Consider the following 21495-nt stretch of genomic DNA (forward strand, 5'->3'; position numbering starts at 1 on the left):
GAGGGTGGCGGTGGGGACTAGTTGGGCAGGCGGACGGGCATCACGAGGTAGCGGTAGTCGCCCTTGTCGTCGCCGTCGGCGTCAGCCTGGGCAGTGATCATGGCCGGCTTGGGCGCTGTGGTGAAGGAGAAGCGCACGAACTTGGTTTCGATAACGCTCAGGCCTTCCACCAGATAGTGCGGGTTGAAAGCTACCGTGATGTCTTCACCGCTGAGCTGGGCTTCGAGTTCCTCGGACGCCTGGGCGTCTTCGCCAGTACCGGCGTCAAGGCTCAGCTGGCCTTGGGTGAACGCCAGGCGGACCGGGGTGTTTCGTTCAGCGACCAAGGACACGCGGCGAACGGCCTCGACGAGCTCCTGCGTCTGGACAGTTGCGTGGATCGGAGTGGAATCCGGGAACAACGAGCGGATCTTGGGGTAGTCGCCGTCCACGAGCAGGGACGTGGTGGTGCGTCCGCCGCTTTCGAAGCCAATCAGGCGGCTGTCGTCATCAGCGAGGGCAAGGTGGATGTCACCGCTGCCGCCGAGGGTCTTCGCCACTTCGTTGAGGGTCTTGGATTTCACCAGGGCACTCGTGGAAATCCCCGGAGTAACGGGCTTCCACGGTACTTCTCTCATGGCGAGGCGGTAACGGTCCGTGGCGAGGAGGGTGATCATGTCATCCTCGATCTCCATTCGAACGCCCGTGAGGATCGGCAATGTGTCGTCCTTGCTGGCCGCGATGATGACCTGTGAGACGGCCTGGGCGAAGGCGTCGCCGGGCAAGGTTCCGCTGATGGCGGGAAGTGCGGGAAGCGGCGGGTATTCGGATTCCGGCATCGTGGCGAGGTGGAAGCTGCTTCGACGGCACGTGAGGGTGACCTTGCTGCCATCGGTTTCGATTTCGACGGGCGCCGATGGCAGGCTGCGGCAGATATCGGCCAGGAGACGCCCGGAAACCAGGATTGTTCCCTCGGTGGTGATGTCTGCGGGAATCTCAAGACGGGCAGAGGTCTCGTAGTCAAAGCTCGAGAGGCTCACGGTTCCGGCTTCTGCCTTGAGCAGGAGACCTGAAAGGACCGGGACGGGCGGCCGCGGAGACAACGACCGGGCTGTCCATGTGACGGCTTCTGCCAGGACATCCCGCTCGACTCTGAACTTCACGGAAGGGTGCCGCCTTTCATTGCTGCTGCCAGTGTTCCACCGGAAACTCCCCAGGAGCCCCGAAAACCAGCGCCCGGAACCCGAAAGCTGCATGGTCCGCAGTGAGCGAACTACAAAGCAGCGCCAAGGATGGACGCGATGCAGACAGCTTAGCGGGAAGTTCGGGCATTAACCCATCCCCGGCCTGCTGGCTTGGGGTTCAGGCAGCCACTGGCTGCGTCGGTCAGCGGGCGGAAGGAGATTGTTATTTGAGGGAATTCATTTTTTTGGGATTAGTAGTGTTAATAACCCCTGTGGAAACTGTGGATAACTGCCTCTGGACCCGCAGTTCCGCGGTTAAGGCCTGTTCACGATGTGTGGGCGACGGGGTTTTAAACAGGGTGTGGACGTGGATAACCCCCAGGGCCGTTTTTAACGATCCACAGATGCCTTAAGGGTTTTAAGCCCATTAACCGAGCTTGTCCCCTTAAGTATCCACAGGCTTATCCACATGCGCCTGTTAATAAGGTATGTAGTGGCCGCTTAGGAATCGCGTTGCTGCTGTTTGATGCGGTTGGTCAGCTCTGTCACCTGGTTGTAGATCACACGGCGCTCGGCCATGAGTTCGCGTATCTTGCGATCGGCGTGGATCACCGTGGTGTGGTCGCGGCCGCCGAGCTCCTGGCCGATCTTGGGCAGGGACATATCCGTGAGCTCACGGCACAGGTACATCGCGATTTGCCGCGCAGTCACCAAGGTGCGTGTACGGGACTTGCTGCAGAGCTCTTCCATGCTGAGCTTGAAGTACTCGGCCGTCTGCTTCAGGATCTGGTCAGCCGTGATCTCCTGGGCGCCGTCGTCGGTGATCAGGTCCTTAAGGACCATTTCGGCGAGGGCTACATCCACGGGCTGGCGGTTAAGGCTGGCGAACGCCGTGACGCGGATCAGTGCGCCTTCGAGCTCGCGGATGTTGCTGGAGATCTTGGAAGCGATGTACTCCAAGGCGTCGTCGGGGGCGGACAGTCCCTCGCTTTGTGCCTTCTTGCGGAGGATGGCGATGCGGGTTTCGAGTTCCGGCGGCTGGATATCGGTCAGCAGGCCCCACTCGAAACGGGACTTCATGCGGTCTTCGAAGCCCGCCAACTGCTTGGGGGGCAGGTCCGAGGTGATGACCACTTGTTTGTTGTTGTTGTGCAGGGCATTGAAGGTGTGGAAGAACTCTTCGAGCGTCCGGTCCTTGCCCGCCAGGAACTGGATATCGTCAATCAGCAGAACGTCGACGTTGCGGTAAGTGGTCTTGAAACTGGCACCTTCGTCGTCGCGGATGGAGTTGATGAAGTCGTTGGTGAACTCCTCGGAATTCACGTAGCGCACCCGGATCCCGCTGTAGAGCCGGCGGGCATAGTGGCCGATCGCGTGCAACAGGTGCGTCTTGCCGAGCCCGGAATCCCCGTAGATGAACAGCGGGTTGTAGGCCTTGGCAGGTGCTTCCGCGACCGCCACAGCTGCAGCATGGGCGAAGCGGTTGGAGGAGCCGATCACGAAGGTGTCAAAGACGTACTTCGGGTTCAGCCGGCCGAATTCGTGCGAAGTGCTCGGCGGAGTGGGCTGGGGCTTCAGTTCCACTGCCAGGTCGTTTGCGGAAGAAAGCTCGACGACGGCGGCCGGCTCTTCGTGGATGGGCACCAGATCCGTGTCGACGTCGATCGCGCACCGGATGTCATCGGAAAAGACACTGCGGAGGGCGTCGTCGAGGGCTTCCTTGACTTGTGTCTGGAGAACCTCGCGGGTCAGCTCATTGGGCACGGCCACCAGGAGGGTGGAGCCGATCAGGCCTTGCGCCTGGGCGAGGATAACGAAACCACGTTGCCGGGGTGTGACGCGATCGTCTTGTTCCAGCAGGCTCAGCACCCGCCGCCAGGAACTTCCGACCGTGTTGGCGTGGTTGGCGTCGTCTACCGTCATCAATTGGTTCCCTCGAGTGCTTGCTTGCCTTGATTGCGGCAGCCGAAAGGTCCAAACCATGAGTGGATTTCAAACCGAATCCACAGGGTTATGCACAGTCCGTGGATAATCGGCTACTGAGCCACTCTAGGGGATGGAAACCCCAGAAGATAGCTGGGAACATGCTTGTGGATAATTACACCGTTGTGGTTCTGAAACGGGCCCTGTGAGCCACTTCATCCACAGGCTGTTGGGGTCACTTAGCCACAGTTGGGGATAGCGGGCAAAACGGCTCCCGGTTTGACCTGGGGGGTCTTTTTGCCCTAACGTTGTGAAGTCCTATGTGTCCGCTTTTTGACCACCCGCACCTCCGGTAAATCCGGCGTTGGGCGGCGGCGGATACACAAATAAACTTAGCGTCGGCCAGTTCTTCCCCTTTTGATCGGGTGGGCGCACCTTTGATCCACTGGAGTAACTAACGTGAGCAAGCGGACTTTTCAGCCGAATAACCGCCGTCGGGCCAAGAAGCACGGCTTCCGCCTTCGTATGCGCACCCGTGCCGGCCGCGCCATCTTGGCCGCCCGTCGTGGCAAGGGCCGCGTCGAACTGTCGGCCTAAATAACTGACTCGTCGGTCAGTCTCCCAAGCGAGTCACTAGGTGCTAGCCACCCGTAACCGTCTACGGACTTCAACCGACTTTTCAACAACTGTACGTTCCGGCGTCCGCAATGGACGCCGGAACTTAGTGTTATATACGGCACCTATCAGTGCCGGGGAACCGAGCCGGATCGGCTTCATTGTTTCCAAAGCTGTCGGGAACGCTGTGACCAGGAACCTCGTTAAGAGGAGACTGAGAGAAGCAGGTGCTTTGTCTCTCAAGAGGCATGGCACAGGTCTTGCTGTTGTGGTCCGGGCTCTGCCTGCGGCTGCGACGGCAAGCTGGGACCAGCTGCTGACGGATTACAACGCCGCCTTGGCGGTGACCACGAAACGGCTCGTCGGATCCTCTCCGCGGGTTGTTTCGCCCACCCAGGGCACCACAACGGAAGGGACACCGCGTGCATGAGCTGAGCTCCGCCGTCGTCCGCTTCGTAAGAGTCGTTCCGAGGATCCTCGGAACATTTCTGTGGGAGCTGCCGCGCAACGTCCTCATGATCCTGTTGAAGACGTACCGTCGGATCATTTCTCCCTTATACGGCCAGGTGTGCCGATTCTTCCCATCCTGCTCGGCTTATGCCCTCGAAGCGGTGACGGTCCATGGTGCCGTCAAGGGAAGCTGGCTCGCAGCGCGGCGCCTTGCGCGCTGCCACCCCTGGAACGCCGGCGGCGTGGACCACGTCCCCGCCGGACATCGCCATTGGCCCGAGGGCCAGACGCCCACAATTGTTGTACTGAACAACCCGGACCTGTTCCTGGCTGTGCGGTCTGATGAAGACGGCCGCCGTACAGCGGCCTGAGGAAATAGGGAAACGTATGGACATCTTTGGAACAATTCTGGCCCCGTTCAAGTGGCTTGTGTCCGCGATCATGCTGGGGTTCCACGACGGCCTGAGCTTCATTGGCCTGCCCGCGGCGAATGGCTGGACCTGGACGCTGTCCATCATCGGCCTGGTGCTGGTGATTCGCGCCGCCCTTATCCCTGTGTTCGTCAAACAGATCAAGGCACAGCGAGGGATGCAGCTGCTTCAGCCTGATCTGAAGAAGATGCAGGCGAAGTACAAGGGCAAGACCGACCAGCTTTCCCGCCAGGCCATGGCCCAGGAACAGATGGCGCTGTACAAGAAGCACGGCACCAACCCGTTCTCGGCATGTTTGCCCATGCTGATCCAGATGCCGTTCTTCTTCGCCCTGTTCCAAGTGCTTTCCGGCATCAGTGCTGCTAAGGAAGCCGGCCAGGGCATCGGTGCGCTGAGCCATGAGCAAGTCGTCCAGTTCGACCAGTCAAGTATTTTCGGCGCGCCCCTGTCTGCGACGTTGCTTCACGGCACGCCTGCAGGCGGCGACGTTGTGGCGGTGTGGGTCTTGTCGATCGTGATGATTCTCGCCATGACCGCTTCGCAGTTCATCACGCAGAAGCAGATCATGGCCAAGAACATGTCCGAAGAGGCCATGGCCAGCCCGTTCATGCGTCAGCAGAAGATGATGCTCTACATCCTGCCGGTCGTCTTCGGCGTGGGTGGCATCAACTTCCCAATCGGTGTGCTTATCTACTGGACCACTACCAACCTGTGGACCATGGGCCAGCAGTTCTTTGTCATCCGCCGCATGCCGACGCCGGGATCCCCCGCAGCCAAGGCACTTGCAGAGCGCCGCGCCGCCAAGGGCTTGCCGTCCATCCCGCTCCTGGGCGGCAAAAAGGACGCCGAAGTGGCTGCCGAAGTGGCGGCCGTCGAACTCAAGGCACAGCGCATCCAGCCACAACGTAAGAACAGGAAGAAGAAGTAATGTCTGTTGAAAGCACCGAAGAGGCAACGGCCGCTGGGGCCACCGAGGAACTGGCAGAGGCCACGGTAGAAACTGCCGCTGAGGACGAGTCCACCGGAAAGAGCTCTTCCGTGAGCCGCCTTGAGGAAGAGGGCGACGTCGCCGCAGACTACCTCGAGGAACTCCTGGACATTGCCGACATCGACGGCGACATCGACATCGAGATCCGCAACGGCCGCACCTACATTTCCATCGCAGCCGAAGACGACTCCGAGGGTCTTGAGAGCCTCGTGGGCCGCGACGGTGAAGTGCTCGAAGCCCTTCAGGAGCTTGCGCGCCTCTCCGTACTGTCTGCGACCGAGAACCGCTCGCGCCTCGTGTTGGACATCAACGGTTACCGTAAAGAGCGTGCCGGCGATCTGCAGCAGATTGCCGAAGACGCCGTCGCCAAGGTCAAGGAGACGGGCGCTTCGGTGGCCCTTGAGCCTATGAGTGCCTACGAACGCAAGATTGTGCACGACGCTGTTGCGGACCTCGGCTTCGTTTCCGAGTCCGAGGGTGAAGGCGCTGGCCGGCACATCGTGGTTTCGGCCGACTAACGGATCATGGTTGACATCACGGCAGCCGAATTGCAGGCGGCAGAGAAGATTTTTGGTGACCGTCTGGGGCTCGCGCAACGGTACGTAGAACATTTGGCGACGTCGGGGACCGAGCGCGGGCTGATCGGCCCGCGTGAAGTTCCCCGCCTCTGGAGCCGGCATGTTCTCAATTGTGCCGTCATCGAGTCGGCCATAGCCCACGGAAGCCACGTTGCGGATGTAGGTTCAGGTGCTGGGCTTCCCGGCTTGTGCTTGGCGATTGCACGTCCTGACCTTGAACTCACGTTGATCGAACCTCTCGAACGCCGGGTTATCTGGCTCCAGGAGGTAGTGGATGATCTGGGGCTGGACAACGTCACCGTGATGCGCACCCGGGCTGAGCTTGCGGTGGGAATGGTCAACGCTGACGTCGTTACAGCGAGGGCGGTCTCTGCTTTGTCCAAGCTAGCTGGCCTGACCATTCCCTTGCTTAACGGCAAAGGCGAAGTGGTGGCGATCAAGGGCCGCAGCGCTGCCGAAGAGATTGAGCAAGCTGCAAAGGTCATCCGCAAGCTCGGAGGTGTGGAAACATCCGTTGTGGTTTGTGGACAGGAACTTTTGGAGGAACCCACCACAGTGGTGAGGATCGTCGTCAACAAACAGCGGAAGATCCCTTAGCTTCGGCGCTGTGTCCCGCGTGTCCGCAGCCGAGCGGTTAAGCTAGAGAACGGCAGCTAGAGCCGAATGAGAGTGAGAGTGTGACAGTGGGCAGTAGCGAAACCTCCACGCAGCGGATCCCGCCGTTTATTTCCCTAGGGTCCGCGCGGGCTATGGCTGCGCCCTCGGCGTCGTTTGAATCCGCGCTGATGCGCACGAATTTGGTTGCAAATTCCGCTGTTTCACGTGAAACCTTGATTGTCGGAAACGACAATGTCATGGACTCCATCGACGACTCCAGTCCAATTGCGCGCCAGCTCGCCAACGAGACCCGACGCCGCGAACGGCTGGTGGGACGCGAGCTGCCCAAGCCTGAGAAGACACGTATTTTCACAGTGTCCAATCAAAAGGGTGGGGTGGGAAAAACCACCACCACGGTCAACATCGCGGCTGCTTTAGCTTCTGCCGGACTCAATGTCCTGGTGATCGACATAGACCCCCAGGGCAATGCGTCCACCGCTCTTGGAATTGAGCATCACGCCGACGTTGACAGTATTTACGATGTACTGATCAATGACCTGCCACTGCGTGACGTCGTGGCTCCTTGCCCCGACATTCCCAATCTCATCTGCGCGCCGGCCACAATTCACCTGGCCGGCGCCGAAATTGAGTTGGTCTCCCTCGTTGCGCGTGAACAGCGCCTGCGCCGTGCAATCGATGTGTATTCGAAGGAACGAGCGAAGAACGGTGAAGGTCGCCTGGACTTCATCTTCATCGACTGCCCGCCGAGCCTGGGCCTGCTGACCGTCAACGCCTTCTGCGCGGCCAGCGAGGTTCTCATTCCCATCCAGTGCGAGTACTACGCGCTGGAAGGCCTCAGTCAGCTCCTCAAGAACATCGAAATGATCCAGAAGCATCTCAATGCTGATCTGGTCGTTTCCACCATTTTGCTGACGATGTACGACGGCCGCACCAATCTTGCTGCACAGGTGGCGTCGGAAGTTCGCCAGCATTTCCCGGACCAAGTTCTCGGCGCCGTGGTTCCGCGCTCTGTGCGCATTTCTGAGGCGCCGAGTTACCAACAGACGGTGATGACTTATGATCCGTCATCCAGCGGCGCGTTGTCCTACATGGAAGCCGCAGCGGAAATCGCCGAGCGCTAGACTTTCTGAATCACTGCAACATCCTTGGCGGGCTCCATTCTTGCCATTCCACCGGAGGGACATACTAATGAGCGAAAAGCGACGAGGCCTGGGTAGGGGTCTTGGGGCTCTCATTCCCAGCTCCGCTTCGGCTGGCGCATCGGGCAATGGCGTTCCGGCATCGCGCCCCGTGGACCTCTTCTTTCCTGAGGCACGCAAAGCACCAGAGACGGCGGATATTCCGGAGGTGCTTGAGACTGAGGTAGCGAAGAGCTCCCCATCGCGGGGCTCTTCGGCCACGAGTTCGACGGCGGAAGAGACTCCGGCGACGAAGTCGCCTGCGTCTAAAGCCCCCGCTAGATCAAAGCCAGCCGCTGCGAACGCATCTACTGCCGATGCTGCCGGAGACTCCGTTTCTGACACTGCTGCTGTGGATGCGCCCGAGGTTGAGCTGGTCGAGGTTCCAGGTGCGCGTTTCGCTGAAATTCCCGTTGGCGACATCCACCCCAACCGCAAGCAGCCACGCAGCGTCTTCGATGAGGACGACATGGCAGAGCTGGTTCACTCCGTCAAGGAAATAGGTGTCCTCCAGCCAATTGTTGTACGTACTTCAACCGAAATGGGTGGAGAACCGTATGAGTTGGTGATGGGTGAGCGACGCTGGAGGGCAGTTCAGGCCGCGGGCCTCGAAACTATCCCGGCGATCGTCCGGGACACCAACGACGATGACCTCCTGCGCGATGCTCTGTTGGAGAACCTCCACCGTAGTCAACTAAATCCCTTGGAAGAGGCGGCTGCATACCAGCAGCTACTTGAGGACTTCGGTACCACCCATGAGCAACTGGCGGATCGAATTGGTCGCTCGCGCCCGCAGGTGTCCAACACTCTTCGTCTTCTCAAGCTTCCTCCTCTGGTTCAACGGCGCGTCGCCGCTAGCGTGTTGTCGGCAGGTCATGCACGCGCCCTACTCGCTCTTCCGGATGCCGCTGCGATGGAGCGCCTCGCACAGAAAGTCGTTGCCGAAGGAATGTCAGTGCGCGCCACGGAAGAAGCCGTGGCACTGTACCAGGATCCTACGGTGCCACCTAAAAACAGCATCCCGCGCCCTAACGCACGTCACGAGCGCCTGGATTACCTTGCTTCGTCTCTTTCTGATCGTTTGGACACCAACGTGAAGATCACGTTGGGTGCCCGCAAGGGTCGGGTCAGCATTGAGTTCGCGAGTGTCGAAGATCTCAACCGCATCATGGATGTCTTGTCCCCCGACGCCGAGGGCTAGTCTGTCCGATTTCTATGAAATGGGGTTTGCTTCTGAGGGAGCAAACCCCATTTTTGTTTGTCTCGGTTGCTGTGCGCGTGTGGTTCGTCTAGAGCTCTAGGCTCTAGGCGCGCGCCGCTTCTGTGTTCGATTCCCAGCTGATCGTGCCGGTGCTGCGTCAGAACGATCAGGCGCTTCTTCTGGCACTTCTCTGCTGCAGGCCTTCCTGCGGGGAGCAGGCTATTCCCTGCAGTGCGGGTGACGTGCCACATGTGCCGGTTGCCTAGCGGTCGCGGTATTGTTCCATTGCCTTGCCTTGGCAGGTGTTTCACGTGAAACACCTGCGTGCTGTAGGTGTCGCGATGGGCGGAACGCGCCCATGCATTTGCGTCCTGGCGATCCAATCCACCAAGTGGTCCTCTCAAGAACTTTCGAGACTTGTTCGGGCTCTTGTGATTCGGGAGTGCTGGAGGTCTGGATGAACGGTTGTCCGGGCGCTTTATCCTGGGTGTCTTCTTCGCGATTGGTGGTCACCTCTGTCCGCGATCGAGGCTGTAGCCCTCGTCGATGAAGCCTCTGGTACGGCGTCGGCGCATCATGCGCGGCAACTTTTCCGTGTAGGACTCTGTATGGCTGCAGAGTAGGTGCTATTCCGGGCGCGCGGATGTGATGGCCATTCAGGGACGCGCGCTGCATCGGGACAGTCAGAGCCCACTTGGGCGAGGCAATCGATATCGACAAGTTCATGCTCGCGCGTTTCACGTGAAACACCTGCGTGCTGTACGGTGTCGCGATGGGCGGAACGCGCCCATGCATTTGCGTACTGGCGATCCAATCCACCAAGTGGTCCTCTCAAGAACTGTCGAGATTTGTTCGGGTTCTTGTGATTCGGGAGTGCTGGAGGTCTGGATGAGCGGTTGTCCGGGCGCTTTATCCTGGGTGTCTTCTTCGCGATTGGTGGTCACCTCTGTCCGCGATCGAGGCTGTAGCCCTCGTCGGTGAAGTCTCTGGTACGGCGTCGGCGCATCATGCGCGGCAACTTTTCCGTGTAGGACTCTGTATGGCTGCAGAGTAGGTGCTATTCCGGGCGCGCGGATGTGATGGCCATTCAGGGACGCGCTGCATCGGGACAGTCAGAGCCCACTCGGGCGAGGCAGTCCATATCGATAAGTTCGTGCTCGCGCGTTTCACGTGAAACATTCGCGGCCGCAATCACCCGGTACCGATGCCCTAGGATCCCAAAGGGGTGGATTCTTGGCTTTCCGCGTTCCCATATCAAGGCCGTCCTTCAACATCGCCGACAAGACGTCCTCTCCTATCTAGATCCATCTCTCGGATTGGTGAATGCTGCTCACGGAAGACGTCTCATCGATGCCCACATGCGATGCTCTGTTTGTGGGGTGAGTACACGAAGGACGCGGCGGATGGTGTTGGCTGAGGCCTGTTGCTGCAGGGCCGCTACTGACAAGCGGGGGGCAGCCCGCTAGGTATCGTCACTTCGTAACCGGAAGCAAGGACTCAATGTTTCACGTGAAACGAACCGCAGATCCCACGGTCCCTTTTTGCGTCCGAGCCAGGTTGCTGGATCGCGCCAGTGTTCCATTTGGATAGGTGACTCCTTTGCTGTTTCACGGAGAACGAGAACATTGGAGCTGGGCAACACCGACCCAGGGCGACGTCTCGGTGCGGAATTGGTAGTCCACTCGCAGTCCGGTAGCTTCTGTTTTAGGCAGATGCCGTGCGGCAACTGGGCGGGACAACTTTGTGGCTCATCTGGTTCATGAACTCACCCTAGAAAAGGTGAGAGTCTGTCACTTCCGGGCCTCGCTCTATCCCCAATGGAACTCTGGGCTAAGGCCGTACTCCCGGTCCGACCCATTCTCGGCAGCGTCGAATCGAATTGTGCGGTGCACTTTTCCAGCTTCTTGCGTCGCGAATTTGTGTACATGCCCCCTAGGATCGCTTGCACGTTGAGTTCCAGGTTTCGTTTTCAATGAAGGCATGGCTCGGGGATTTGGCTCTAGAACTGCGTTCCGATGAATGTGTGGATAGCCACGAGTGGATCCGGCATCCGACTGATGGGGCCGCCCGCTACCCTCCGGGTGACGCCGAATGCCCGTGCCCCGTGCGCTGCGCTTCGTGCTCTGCGCTCTGTGATTAGCGCCCTTGCCTGTGTAGCGGTCTGCGAACTGTCGCAGTGATCATGTGTTGTTGATAGCCATATCCGATCTCGGGATGACAGTCGGAATGTTCGGGATTGTAGTACGCGTGGTTTCGCGTTGGCAGGCTGAGGATTGGGAGCGTGCCCGTTCTCCTGGGCCGGTGCCGGCTGGAGACGTGCTCGTAGGGCGACTGTTTCCACACCTTGGATTCCTGATGGCGGGTGTCTTGCTGAAGTGCCGCGCGCACGCTTGTGGGGGCAGAGCACGGGAAATCTACATCGAGTCCTGGTTTCCCCGGCCTTCGAAGCGGCTACCTAAGCTGGGCTATCGTCTCCGGACTGAACGCCGTGCGAGCCGAGAGGATCTGTTTGGCTTGAAGTTTCCCAGGCTGGCGCTGAGGTGAGGGATACGCTGCGTCACCGGCTTTTCGAAGAAGTGCGGTCCGACTCCGCTGTCGTAGCATGGCTCTCGTTGGGCTGGTGATTTTAGGGTCGCCTAGAAGCTCCGTGCTCAGACTTTGGGTGTAGTAGGTGCTTGGTCGAGCTGTTCGCCTCAAAATTACAGGCTGCTCGTATCCCGGGATCTAACTTAGGCATCCTTGAGTCCCCAACGCTTTGACGCCTGACGGCTCCTAACCAGCGAGGGTGTGGCGTGGATTAGATTATTCGGAGTAGGGGAAGCGGCAGTAATCTCTGCTCCTTCTCATCTGTATCAGCAGGCCTCGGTCTTCGTTGTCAGCAGTCGTCTACTCCCCCTCAGCGAGCCGAGCGTCAGCGAGCAGCTGGTCTGCGTCTCTGGACGGATGGGTGCGACACTAGTGAGCTCGCATGGAGTCTTGCCGTTCCCATTGGAGAGCACTGGTGGACTAGGAGGGTGTTTTGGGGCCAGGGCTTGGCCCGGGGCCAGCGCCAGGGCTTGGGCCAGCGCATGGGCTGGGGCTTGGGCCGAAGTTTGGGCATAGGGCTTGCGGCCTCGTGCCGCGACGACCCATCGGTGCCTTGAGCAGTCCCGTGTCTTGTGATGGCAGGAAGCGTTAGCGACGAGCTGTCGCCGTGCTGGATTTGCGTTGTCGAGTATTACGGAGGCTCGGCGGGGAACTAGTTTGAGGACTGGCCGACTGAGCCCCGGCGACGATCCGAGGAGTCATATCTGGTGTCGCTTCGAGACCGTCGCTTTTCGTATTCGCGCCTGAGATGGCCCCAGAGAGTGTCGACGAACAATCGGGCGTACAGCACCGTGGCAGGTCCACTCATGCGTTTGCGAGTCTCAGAGAGCGTGATGCCCTCCTGTTGAAAAGTCGAAGACCCCCGGTGGATATCGTTGTGGATAACTTTGTTGATAACTCTTCTGCTCACTGCGACTAACAGTCTCAGATCTGTTTACGTCTGCTCGGTTCGCCGCCAGATTTTCGGGGTAGTCAGGCTCCCTGCTGTCTTGTTTCACGTGAAACAAGACAGCAAGCCAATAGTTGGAGCAAATTGGGGCTTTTGGTTCGGATTTTGGCCAGTTCTGGCCTTTTTGAGGCCGATCTCCGATATCCCCACAGGTCCGACCGTGCACTGATCCTGCGGTCGAGCCGAGATACCCGTACACCGCGCATCTTGCTCGAACAGCAGCGCGGCTGTGGGTAATCTTTTGGTCGGTGGATATCGCTGTGGATAACTATGTGCATAACTTTACGACCGTCGGTGGATATCTTCCCTCGTCGTGAGCGTGAGTGGCACCACCATGGGTCTTCCGTTGGTGTATCACGGTTCGACGATCGCGGGCAGTAATGGCTTTCAGAACTTCCAAGCTTCTGTTAGAGGGAAGGCCGGCGCCGCGGTCCCCCTATGTTTCACGTGAAACGGCGGCTGCGCCAACGGACTCCTGTGCCAGAGCCTTCCGTGCTCTGGAGAACAAACTAGACGCCCACACGAGGCATCGAGACGTTTGTTGGAGTCGATGCCGTACGCGGCTATTACGCAGCTATTGTGGCAACGCCAGCTATGGGAGCCCTGGTTCCTCATGCCCCCGAAGGGCTAGCTGTTGACCTGCGTTATCTGTGGAGAATGAGTAGGTGCTTCGCGGACACTCTTAGGGGCTGAAGCTGGTAGACCCAGGGCACACCCATCGACTCCAACTTCGAACCTTGTTCCAAGATCGCAGATCGTAGGTAGAGGCCTACCGGGAGCACTGTTGTCGCGTAAGGTGGCGAACGTCCGTACCAAAATCTTCGATCCGATGTCTTCGCGCGGGCGACCGGTTCGCAGTTGTGGGGGCAAGGCTTCACGCCGCCGGCCGCGTAGGCCCTCGGCAGACGGCAGATACTCAGGGTTGGCGGAGCCAGATGTCAGCCTTGAGCTCGAGAGCGGCCCAACGCGAAGGGATTCCAGGCATGGTGCGAATGGTCGCGGGTTGCTCCTCCCCTGGGCAGACACAGGGCGACTGGTTGCACTAACCTGGCGAACCGTTACGCTCGCGTATTTGTATAGAAGGAAGTACCGATTGATCTCGATGGTGATCTGACGATTGCACGCAGAGAGTGTCTAGAAGGCGGACCAGAGAGCATCTAGAAAGGCGAAAGTTTGAGATAGTGCCCTGGCCCCCGAGCGAGTCTGGCCCCCGAGCGAGTCTGGCGCACGACGCGGAGAGCCGTGCACAATGCCAGCGATGGCCAACGGATGCCAGCCAGATCGCGGGGATAAAGGCGCTCCATTCAAGGCTAGTGCGAGTTGACCAATGGGTGTGTTTGATTCGGACTCCCAATCCTGCCCACGGCAAGGCGGGTCCTGCTGGGCGCCGCTCTATCGTCAACACTCTGCCGGTCTCCTAGAACTGTTTCAGAAGCCGACGGCGGTGTATTCCCAATTTGCGGCGGCCATTGCATCTAGGAAGGCTGTCGGGGTACTCCTGATCTCAATGAGATGGGTCCTGCCGAGCGCGATGCGCTACGCTTCAAACCTTGGTCTAAACTCCAATTTCCATGCTTTTGCTCGCCAGGCCGGACTCATAGGCAACAATCCACAAATGAGGGGGCAAGCGGCTAACCAGGGAAGCCGGAATATGTGGTTGGCCCGCCTCATTCCCCATAGCCGATCGCTGCGATCATACCGCGTGTCTGGGATCAGCCAACGTGCGGACAGGAGGTGCTCGGATTTCCTTGGCTGCATCGTGCGTCCTGACTGCAGGCGGCAGTATCACCCCAAGTGGACTATTAATCAACCGGTCTAGTATGAGCATTCCTCCTGCCGTGAGAACCACGTTGCCCCTATCACCAGTTCGGTCAGCTATTGAGAAACCCGGGCCGGGCAGGACTCGGACCCTACAGACTGCGGATTCCTGAGTAGCGGGTGCTAGAGCTCGGAGTGGTAGGAAGGGCTCCTCCCAGCTAGCGGGCGGACCGTTTGGAGGCCTGTCTAGCTTCGGCCGAGCATGCTTGAAACCCAAGGGGCCCGGGGCCTAAGAAGCTTTGCACGCGAACAGCCTGCAGCGCGAACAAGCCTGCAGCGAAGACAATCTGTAATCTGAACACCTCGAGCCCAAACAGCCCGCAACCAGATGGATCCCCAGGTCGGGAGGCGGTCCCTTCTGTTGTCAAAGCTCCAGGACGGTCTCGGTTGGGCATCTCGGTTGCGCAGCTGGGCGCTGCTCAAGGCGGTGAACCCCTTTGTGCTGACGCCCATCAGGATCACTCCCAATACCCTGGTGGAAGCAAATTTCGCACTCTGGACGCTCGCCGTGCCTGTTGACGGGTATTGCACAGACAAGAGCCACGGATTACGGGTACTTCTACTGTGCCAAACGGTCCCCCGTGTCGCGGGCTGCCTTTGCTCTAAACGCATGCGTCGTTTCACGTGAAACAACGGGAGGAGCTGGCGCCAACCCCGCGGCCTCATGCGTAGAGGCCACTAGGGTCATCTGCTATTTCGCGTTGGCTGTGAGGGTTCGTCACCTCGAACAAGGAGCGTGGGCGCGCGTATGGTCAGCACGGGGCTTGCCGAGCACAGCTGTCCACACCAGCCAATGAGCAGCGTGCTATTCGAGCCCGCTATTGCATAGGGAGACATCATCTGAGGCAATGCGCTTGAAAGGCGCGTAGGCAACAAGCGCCACGATCGAAGGAACCGCAGGGTGCGCACTGCAAGTTCATGGTGTTTCACGTGAAACAATCCCTAAGAGCGCTGCTTGAATTTCTCCTTCGACTTCCCACCAAGATGCATCCATAAGCCCGGCAGTGGCACGTCTTGTTTCACGTGAAACGGCGCCCTTGGCCGCTAAGGACCTTGCGCCAAGTCAAGGAGTTCCATGCTTGATGCGACGAAAATGCGTCTTCTGGCAAGAGGCTTCCCAAGGGGCTCAAAAGCACGGGAAGGGGAAATTCCGCGCGGCCAGCCACTAACTCAACCGCAATCCACCCCTACCCAAGATAGGTAAAAGGTAACTTCGCAAATGAATGGCTTTCCCTCAAAATTCGCTGGTTTTGAAATGGAAAAAGGTTCCTGATGCGTGAATTGAGCCCGGAGCCGCTGGGCCGGAGCCGCTGGGCCGGAGCCGTCGGCGCCGGCCCAGAGCCGTCGGACACGAAAGAGCGCGGACACGAAAAAGCCGGTGGCTCCCACTCACAAGCGAGAACCACCGGCTGAGTCAGGAAGCGTCACAAAACAGCGGCGCCCGAACCCAAGGACAGAACGAGTCTTAGGAGAGGACGGACTCAAATTCCTTTTCGAAGAACTGCTTCGGCTTAGCGCCGATAACCGTGCTCTTCACTTCTCCCCCGCTAAACAGGTACACGGCTGGAATTGACGTGATGCCGTACTCCGCGGCGATGGCCGGGTTGTCGTCGACGTTGAGTTTGACGACGTCAACCTTGTCTCCGTATTGAACCGAGATTTCGTCGAGGATCGGGCCCAACTTACGGCACGGGCCGCACCACTCTGCCCAGAAGTCCACGATGACCGGCTTTTCAGCGGCCAGGACGTCGGTGCTGAAACTGGCGTCGGTAACGTCTTTAGCGTTGCTCATAATTCTTTCCCTTCGAATGGATGGCTGCTGTGCCGATTAGGCGTGCAGGTCTGCAAGATAGTGTTCGACGTCCAGGGCCGCGACACAACCGGAACCCGCGGCCGTGATGGCCTGCCGGTAGGTGGGGTCGACGACGTCGCCGGCAGCGAAGACGCCCTTGATGCTCGTCTTGGAACTGCGGCCTTCGACGGCGATGGTGCCCTCTGCGGCCAACTCCAGTTTGCCCTTCACGAGTTCGGTGCGAGGGTCATTGCCGATGGCCACGAAAACGCCGGTGACGGCGAGTTCGGACTCGGTGCCGTCGACGAGGTTTTTCAGCTTCAAGCCGGTCACCTTGTCACCGCCGATGACGTCCTCGACGGCGGTGTTCCACACGAAGTTGATCTTCTCGTGGGCCTGGGCACGATCGCCCATGATCTTGGAAGCCTTCAGCGTGTCGCGGCGGTGCACTACTGTGACGGACTTGGCGAACTTGGTGAGGAAGAGAGCCTCCTCCATGGCCGAGTCGCCGCCACCGATCACCGCGATGTCTTGGTCCTTGAAGAAGAAACCGTCACAGGTTGCACACCAGCTCACGCCGTGGCCAGAAAGGCGCTTTTCGTTCGCCAGGCCGAGCTCCCGGTAGGCGGAACCGGTCGACAGAATGATCGCCCGTGCCTTGAAGGTCTCCCCCGTGGCGATGGTCACCGTCTTGATGTCGCCGTCGAGACCCAGTTCGGTGACATCCTCGAACTGGATCTCTGTCCCAAAGCGTGCCGCCTGCTTTTCGAAATTCTCCATGAGATCAGGTCCCATGACGCCGTCGGGGAATCCCGGGTAGTTTTCGACGTCTGTTGTGTTCATCAGTTCGCCACCGGCAGTCACAGAACCGGCGATGAGCAGCGGGTTCATGTTGGCACGTGCCGTGTAGACGGCCGCCGTATAGCCGGCAGGCCCGGAGCCTACGATGATGACATCACGTACTTGGGACGCGGTGTTTTCTGCGTTGCTCACTGTTGGGTGAACCTCTTCCTTAGTCGATGCACCGGATTATCGCGGCCGGCCACATGGCACAACCCCATGGCGGTGTCGAATATTCCGGTGTTGCCGGGGACCCTAATATCTACCACCATTCAGGGTACCTTCTGGCGGCGCAGGGCATCGAAGGGGCACGGGCTCCGTTACCCGAGTTGACGGTCCACGGGACAGGAGCACACGGGAAGGGACACCGAGACGGGAGCACTCGCGACGGTCAGGCGAGGCCGAAAGCTGCTGCCCGCCGTCGACTACTGGACGTTGATCTACTGGTCCGTGACCTATTGGACCTTGATCTCGGCGAGGCGCAGGCCGAAACCGTAGCGCGTCTTGGGCGCAGTGAGCTTGGGCAGCGACTTGATGGAGATGATCACGTACTGGGCTGTTGCGGGGGTGCTGAGCGGCATGGTGAGTTCCGGCGAAGTGAAGCTGTTGGTGCCCACCAGCTTGGCGCCGTCCATCGCCGGACGATCGTTGGTGTACACACTGATGTTGCCACCGGACGCACCCAACTGGCTCAGCGTGACGGACTTGACTTGCGCGGGCCCCTTGAGCTTGACCAGCAAGGAAACCCCGTCAGATGCCAGTCCACCCCAGTCCGCAGTGGCGAACTCCATGTCTGACCAGTAGCTCGCAGCATTGCCGTCGAAGGCCTTGACCAGATCTTTGTCATAGGTCGCCGCAAATTCGAAATCGCCCATGCGGGTGACGCCGTCAATGACCGGAGGGGCTGCGACCGCGGTGGCCGACTCGGTGCTGCTCGGCTGTCCGGACCCTGTTTGAGACGCCGGAGTGGACTGCTTGGCCGCGGGAGCGCCGCCCGGGATGAGATTACCGAGATTGGTGACTGCAAGAATCAATCCGACAATCAGGACGGCGGCCAGGACGCCACCCACAAGCCACCGGAAGGAACGGGGTTCACGCACTGGCTCGTCGTCGTAGTATTCGTCCTCGTCGAGAGGATCGGCTTGCGCCCGGGCCGTGGCCGGAAAACTCGACGCTCCCCGGCTGTACCCGCCTGCAGCAGCGCCGGCAGCACCGCGGGAGGTGGCGGCGTCGTCGTTGACGAAACCGTAGTCGTCCTCCGACCAGAGCGAGACCTTGGAGTCCTGCGCAGGGTTCGCGGACGTCGGCGCAGAAGGAGTCGACGCTGGAACGGCCTGCGTCGCCGGCCCCTGCTGGATCTGCTGGGGGGCAGTCTGGCTCGGCTGGACAGTCGAAGCCGCCTCGGTGGAAGCGGCCGCCGCAGACGTGCGCTGCGCGTCGTCGTTGCTCGGCTTGCTGGCGCCTTTCACAGCTGCAGCGGCCGCTGCCCCTGCTCCCGCTGCCGCAGCAGCGATGCGGGAACCAATGCCCCCAGGGGCCGACGTCGGCCGGCCAGCAGGCATGGGAGGAACCACCGGGCGGCGCGGGTCTTCGGTCGACGGAGCGGCTGCTTGCGATCCACCAGCCGGGTTGGGCTCGACGTCGTCGTAATTGATGTATTCGGCGTCGTGCTCTTCGTCGTCGTACAGTCCGTCGTAGGTTTCGGGCTCGTGGGACCGGGCCTGGCCGAAGATCTCGCTTCCAAGCGTGTCAGTGAAGAACGGCTCGACGTACGGCGGGTTGGTGGCTACCACGAGGTCCAGCAGGTCAGGAGCACTGCTGTGGTTGGTGATGAGGTACGTGGTGCTGTCGCTGACGCCGAGGTCGAGGATCTGGACGTGTCCGGGCCGTTCGCCGGTGGCCACTTCGCGGGCACTCTTGGCAACCTGATCGGCATTTCCAGGGCCGGCCACGAGGATACTGACGGGTCTGTTGAGGACCTGGTCGACGCCGTCGAGCACCAGATCTTGGTCGTGCGAAGTCAATACGGTGGCTATGACTTTGTAGCGGCCGCCAAGCACTGATCCGACATCGATCGGGTGGGACACGGGTTCCTCCTAGACTGTCCGGAAGCTGCGGGTCCTGAATACGGGATCCGGACAGCCGGGTGACCCGTGGTCTGCAACTACCTGTATTAGTTTCTGATCCTAGCGGATTGGGCCGTTCTGACTCCCGGTTTGCGCCGAAGCGTCACCTTTTGCGGCGAGGTCCACCGCGGAAATAGGGGTTGTTTCCCAGCGGCCCCTGATAGGTGCGGCGGCCAGGGAGCGGAATGCCCGGACGGCCTACGCCTCCTTGGGCGGTGCTGGGGAGGTCTTCGTCCGGCAAGTAGGACTTCTCGATGTCGGACCAGGCGTCCACGGTGGTCCTTCCGTTGGACCCGCCCTCCGCGATGGCCGCATCGGCAACCCCGTCGGAGTCGTGGCTGCCGTCCCACCCATCCTTGGGCGGGAGGGTTTCCAATGCGGGACCGGCGCGGAACGATGCCGCGTCGAATTCGCCCGAGATGCGCGGAATGAGCCCGGTATCGTCGGACACGGTGGCGCGGACCGGCGTCGGGGTTTGCTTCCCAACGGTGGACGGCGCTTGCGCCACCGGAACGCCCCGGCCCAGCCGGCCGAGCACCGGACGGAGCAGATCGCGCAGTTCGCTGACGTGGAAGATTCGCAGCAGGAACAGGTAGGCAAGCAGCATGACCGGACCGACGACGATCACTGTCACCAAGGCGGCAAGCCTGCTGCTCCAGGCGAAACCGTCCGCGTGGTAGCTGCCGAGGAGCCACAAGGCCAAGGCCCCGGCGATCGCCGAACCCAGGGCCGCGTAACCCATGCGGATGTAGGAGTTCGCAATCCGGGGGCCGTCCACGTGGCCGAGGAGGCGCCTCAGGAACCAGACGCTGATGACAACGGAAAGGATGTTGCCGAGCGTATAAAGGACGGCGATCGCGAAGATGATCTGGGCGACCGGCAGGAACTGGATGATGAAGGCGCCCACAACGTTCAGCAGGGCCAGCATGAGCTGGATGTAGAACGGGGTTCGAGCGTCCTCGTTGGCGTAGAACACGCGGGACATCATGAAGTTGGCGCTCATGAATGGCGTGCTCAGGGCAAGGATCGTGAGCGTCTGGGCCAGCATGACGCCGTCCTGGGGCTTCCCGGAGAAGAACATGCCCAGCGGACCGGCGAGGGCAAAGAGCGCCAGCGCCCCGAAAACGGTGGCGACAGCCATGGTCCGCAGTCCGTGGGAAAGGGCGTCGCGCAACTCGGCCTTGTTGCCGGTTTGGGAAGCGTGGGTCATGCGGTTGAACAACACTGTGGCGAGCGACAACGCGATGATCGAGTGCGGCAGAAGGTACAGCTGGCTGGCGACTTCCAAGACCGCGTTACCGGGAAGAGTGGCGGCGGCCGGGTCTTGCGCGTGCTCCAGGCGGAGGCGCTCGGATCCGGGAATGGTGGCGATCCTCATAACGTAAAGGAACGCGAGCTGCCCGACGGCGGCGGTCAGGAGCGTCCAGACGCTCAGTTTTGCTGCCTGACCCAGCCCCACGCCCCGCCAGCCGAAACGGGGCCGGAGACCGAGCCGCAGGCGGATCACGGGGACGAGGAGAATGGCCGTCTGGGCGAGCACACCGACGGTGGAGAAACCTGCGATCAGGAAGGTCTGGAAAGGCCCCCAATTGTCCAAGGTGTGGGGGTTGGTGTTGTTGGCACCGAGGATCCAGATAAACATGCCCAGTCCGGCGATGGCCACCACATTGTTCAGGATCGGAGCCCACATCGCGGGACCGAAGGCGCCGTTGGCGTTGAGTATCTGGGTCAGGAGCGCGTACAAACCGTAGAAGAAGATCTGCGGTAGGCAGTAGAACGCGAAAGTCACGGCCAAGGATTTTTGCTGGGGCGAATAACCCTGGGTAGTGAGGTCGATGACCATCGGCGCGGCCAGCGTGACCAACGCTGTCAGCGTCAGGAGAACCAGCACCGCCAGCGTCAGGAGCCGACTGATGTAGTCCGCGCCGCGGTCCGGGCCCCTGCTGGCTTTGATGATCTGCGGCACCAGTACGGCATTGAAAACGCCGCCAGCCACGAGGAGGAAGATCAGGTTGGGCAGGTTGTTGGCATTGATGAAGGTGTCATTGACCGTCGATCCCAGGCCCAACGCGGCGGCAAGCATCCACGTTTTGGCGAAGCCGAGAAACCGTGAAACGAGCGTGCCAGCGGCCATGACGGCACTGGAACGGGTTTCTCCGGACTGGGTTGACTGGGTAGTTTTGGCAGCAGACATTGTCTTTATCGTCCCATGAGCCGGGCTGCCTGTTGCGTCAAACCG

The 21495-nt window shown here is 60.3% G+C and carries 14 protein-coding genes; 8 read left to right on the forward strand and 6 right to left on the reverse strand.

All coding sequences use genetic code 11. The annotated features are described in order from the left end of the window. Window positions 1-17: 17 nt before the first annotated feature. Entirely contained in the window at window positions 18-1142 is a 1125-nt protein-coding gene (gene dnaN, locus HNP00_RS18985; RefSeq protein WP_184741278.1) for a DNA polymerase III subunit beta, read from the reverse strand. Between the two features lie 522 nt (window positions 1143-1664). Then, on the reverse strand, window positions 1665-3086 hold the full coding sequence (dnaA, locus tag HNP00_RS18990) for a chromosomal replication initiator protein DnaA (protein ID WP_184741279.1): 1422 nt from the start codon (window positions 3084-3086) through the stop codon (window positions 1665-1667). Between the two features lie 459 nt (window positions 3087-3545). On the opposite strand from dnaA, the gene rpmH reads away from it, so the two are divergent. From rpmH to HNP00_RS19030, 8 genes are all read left to right on the forward strand, one after another. Further along, on the forward strand, window positions 3546-3683 hold the full coding sequence (gene rpmH, locus HNP00_RS18995) for a 50S ribosomal protein L34 (protein WP_011776797.1): 138 nt from the start codon (window positions 3546-3548) through the stop codon (window positions 3681-3683). A gap of 40 nt (window positions 3684-3723) precedes the next feature. Beyond that, window positions 3724-4131 (forward strand): ribonuclease P protein component, encoded by a 408-nt coding sequence (gene rnpA / locus HNP00_RS19000; protein WP_184741280.1) that lies wholly within the window; start codon window positions 3724-3726, stop codon window positions 4129-4131. Continuing rightward, complete coding sequence (gene yidD / locus HNP00_RS19005) at window positions 4124-4522, forward strand: membrane protein insertion efficiency factor YidD (RefSeq protein ID WP_184741281.1); 399 nt, start codon at window positions 4124-4126, stop codon at window positions 4520-4522. The genes rnpA and yidD overlap by 8 nt, the downstream gene beginning before the upstream one ends. Before the next feature lie 16 nt (window positions 4523-4538). Next, window positions 4539-5510 carry a membrane protein insertase YidC gene (yidC, locus tag HNP00_RS19010; RefSeq protein WP_184741282.1) on the forward strand — a complete coding sequence of 324 codons (972 nt, stop codon included), beginning with the start codon at window positions 4539-4541 and terminating at the stop codon, window positions 5508-5510. Beyond that, window positions 5510-6088, forward strand: coding sequence for a R3H domain-containing nucleic acid-binding protein (locus tag HNP00_RS19015; RefSeq protein ID WP_184741283.1), 579 nt, complete (start codon window positions 5510-5512; stop codon window positions 6086-6088). The genes yidC and HNP00_RS19015 overlap by 1 nt, the downstream gene beginning before the upstream one ends. Before the next feature lie 6 nt (window positions 6089-6094). Further along, window positions 6095-6745, forward strand: coding sequence for a 16S rRNA (guanine(527)-N(7))-methyltransferase RsmG (gene rsmG, locus HNP00_RS19020; RefSeq protein ID WP_184741284.1), 651 nt, complete (start codon window positions 6095-6097; stop codon window positions 6743-6745). A gap of 86 nt (window positions 6746-6831) precedes the next feature. Further along, window positions 6832-7887: a ParA family protein gene (locus HNP00_RS19025; protein WP_311770616.1), complete on the forward strand. Its 1056-nt coding sequence runs from the start codon at window positions 6832-6834 to the stop codon at window positions 7885-7887. A gap of 67 nt (window positions 7888-7954) precedes the next feature. Next, complete coding sequence (locus HNP00_RS19030) at window positions 7955-9145, forward strand: ParB/RepB/Spo0J family partition protein (RefSeq protein ID WP_184741285.1); 1191 nt, start codon at window positions 7955-7957, stop codon at window positions 9143-9145. A 6818-nt stretch (window positions 9146-15963) separates the two neighbouring features. On the opposite strand, the gene trxA is transcribed toward HNP00_RS19030, so the two are convergent. The 4 genes from trxA to murJ form a co-directional block, all read right to left on the reverse strand. Continuing rightward, window positions 15964-16290: a thioredoxin gene (gene trxA, locus HNP00_RS19035; protein WP_184741286.1), complete on the reverse strand. Its 327-nt coding sequence runs from the start codon at window positions 16288-16290 to the stop codon at window positions 15964-15966. Window positions 16291-16326: 36 nt separating this feature from the next. Further along, a complete protein-coding gene (gene trxB / locus HNP00_RS19040; protein ID WP_184741287.1) occupies window positions 16327-17283 on the reverse strand; it encodes a thioredoxin-disulfide reductase in 957 nt (318 codons plus the stop codon). A 302-nt stretch (window positions 17284-17585) separates the two neighbouring features. Continuing rightward, on the reverse strand, window positions 17586-19217 hold the full coding sequence (locus HNP00_RS19045; protein ID WP_184741288.1) for an ABC transporter substrate-binding protein: 1632 nt from the start codon (window positions 19215-19217) through the stop codon (window positions 17586-17588). A 142-nt stretch (window positions 19218-19359) separates the two neighbouring features. Beyond that, window positions 19360-21450, reverse strand: coding sequence for a murein biosynthesis integral membrane protein MurJ (gene murJ, locus HNP00_RS19050; RefSeq protein WP_184741289.1), 2091 nt, complete (start codon window positions 21448-21450; stop codon window positions 19360-19362). Window positions 21451-21495: the final 45 nt, after the last annotated feature.

Source organism: Arthrobacter sp. AZCC_0090 (assembly GCF_014207375.1).
Classification (GTDB): domain Bacteria; phylum Actinomycetota; class Actinomycetes; order Actinomycetales; family Micrococcaceae; genus Arthrobacter.

Bases quoted from the DNA above. Each gene is read 5' to 3' on its own strand.
- yidC (WP_184741282.1), top strand. From the start codon at position 4,539: ATGGACATCTTTGGAACAATTCTGGCCCCGTTCAAGTGGCTTGTGTCC.
- HNP00_RS19030 (WP_184741285.1), top strand. From the start codon at position 7,955: ATGAGCGAAAAGCGACGAGGCCTGGGTAGGGGTCTTGGGGCTCTCATT.
- trxA (WP_184741286.1), bottom strand. From the start codon at position 16,290: ATGAGCAACGCTAAAGACGTTACCGACGCCAGTTTCAGCACCGACGTC.
- murJ (WP_184741289.1), bottom strand. From the start codon at position 21,450: ATGTCTGCTGCCAAAACTACCCAGTCAACCCAGTCCGGAGAAACCCGT.
- dnaA (WP_184741279.1), bottom strand. From the start codon at position 3,086: ATGACGGTAGACGACGCCAACCACGCCAACACGGTCGGAAGTTCCTGG.
- rsmG (WP_184741284.1), top strand. From the start codon at position 6,095: ATGGTTGACATCACGGCAGCCGAATTGCAGGCGGCAGAGAAGATTTTT.
- HNP00_RS19015 (WP_184741283.1), top strand. From the start codon at position 5,510: ATGTCTGTTGAAAGCACCGAAGAGGCAACGGCCGCTGGGGCCACCGAG.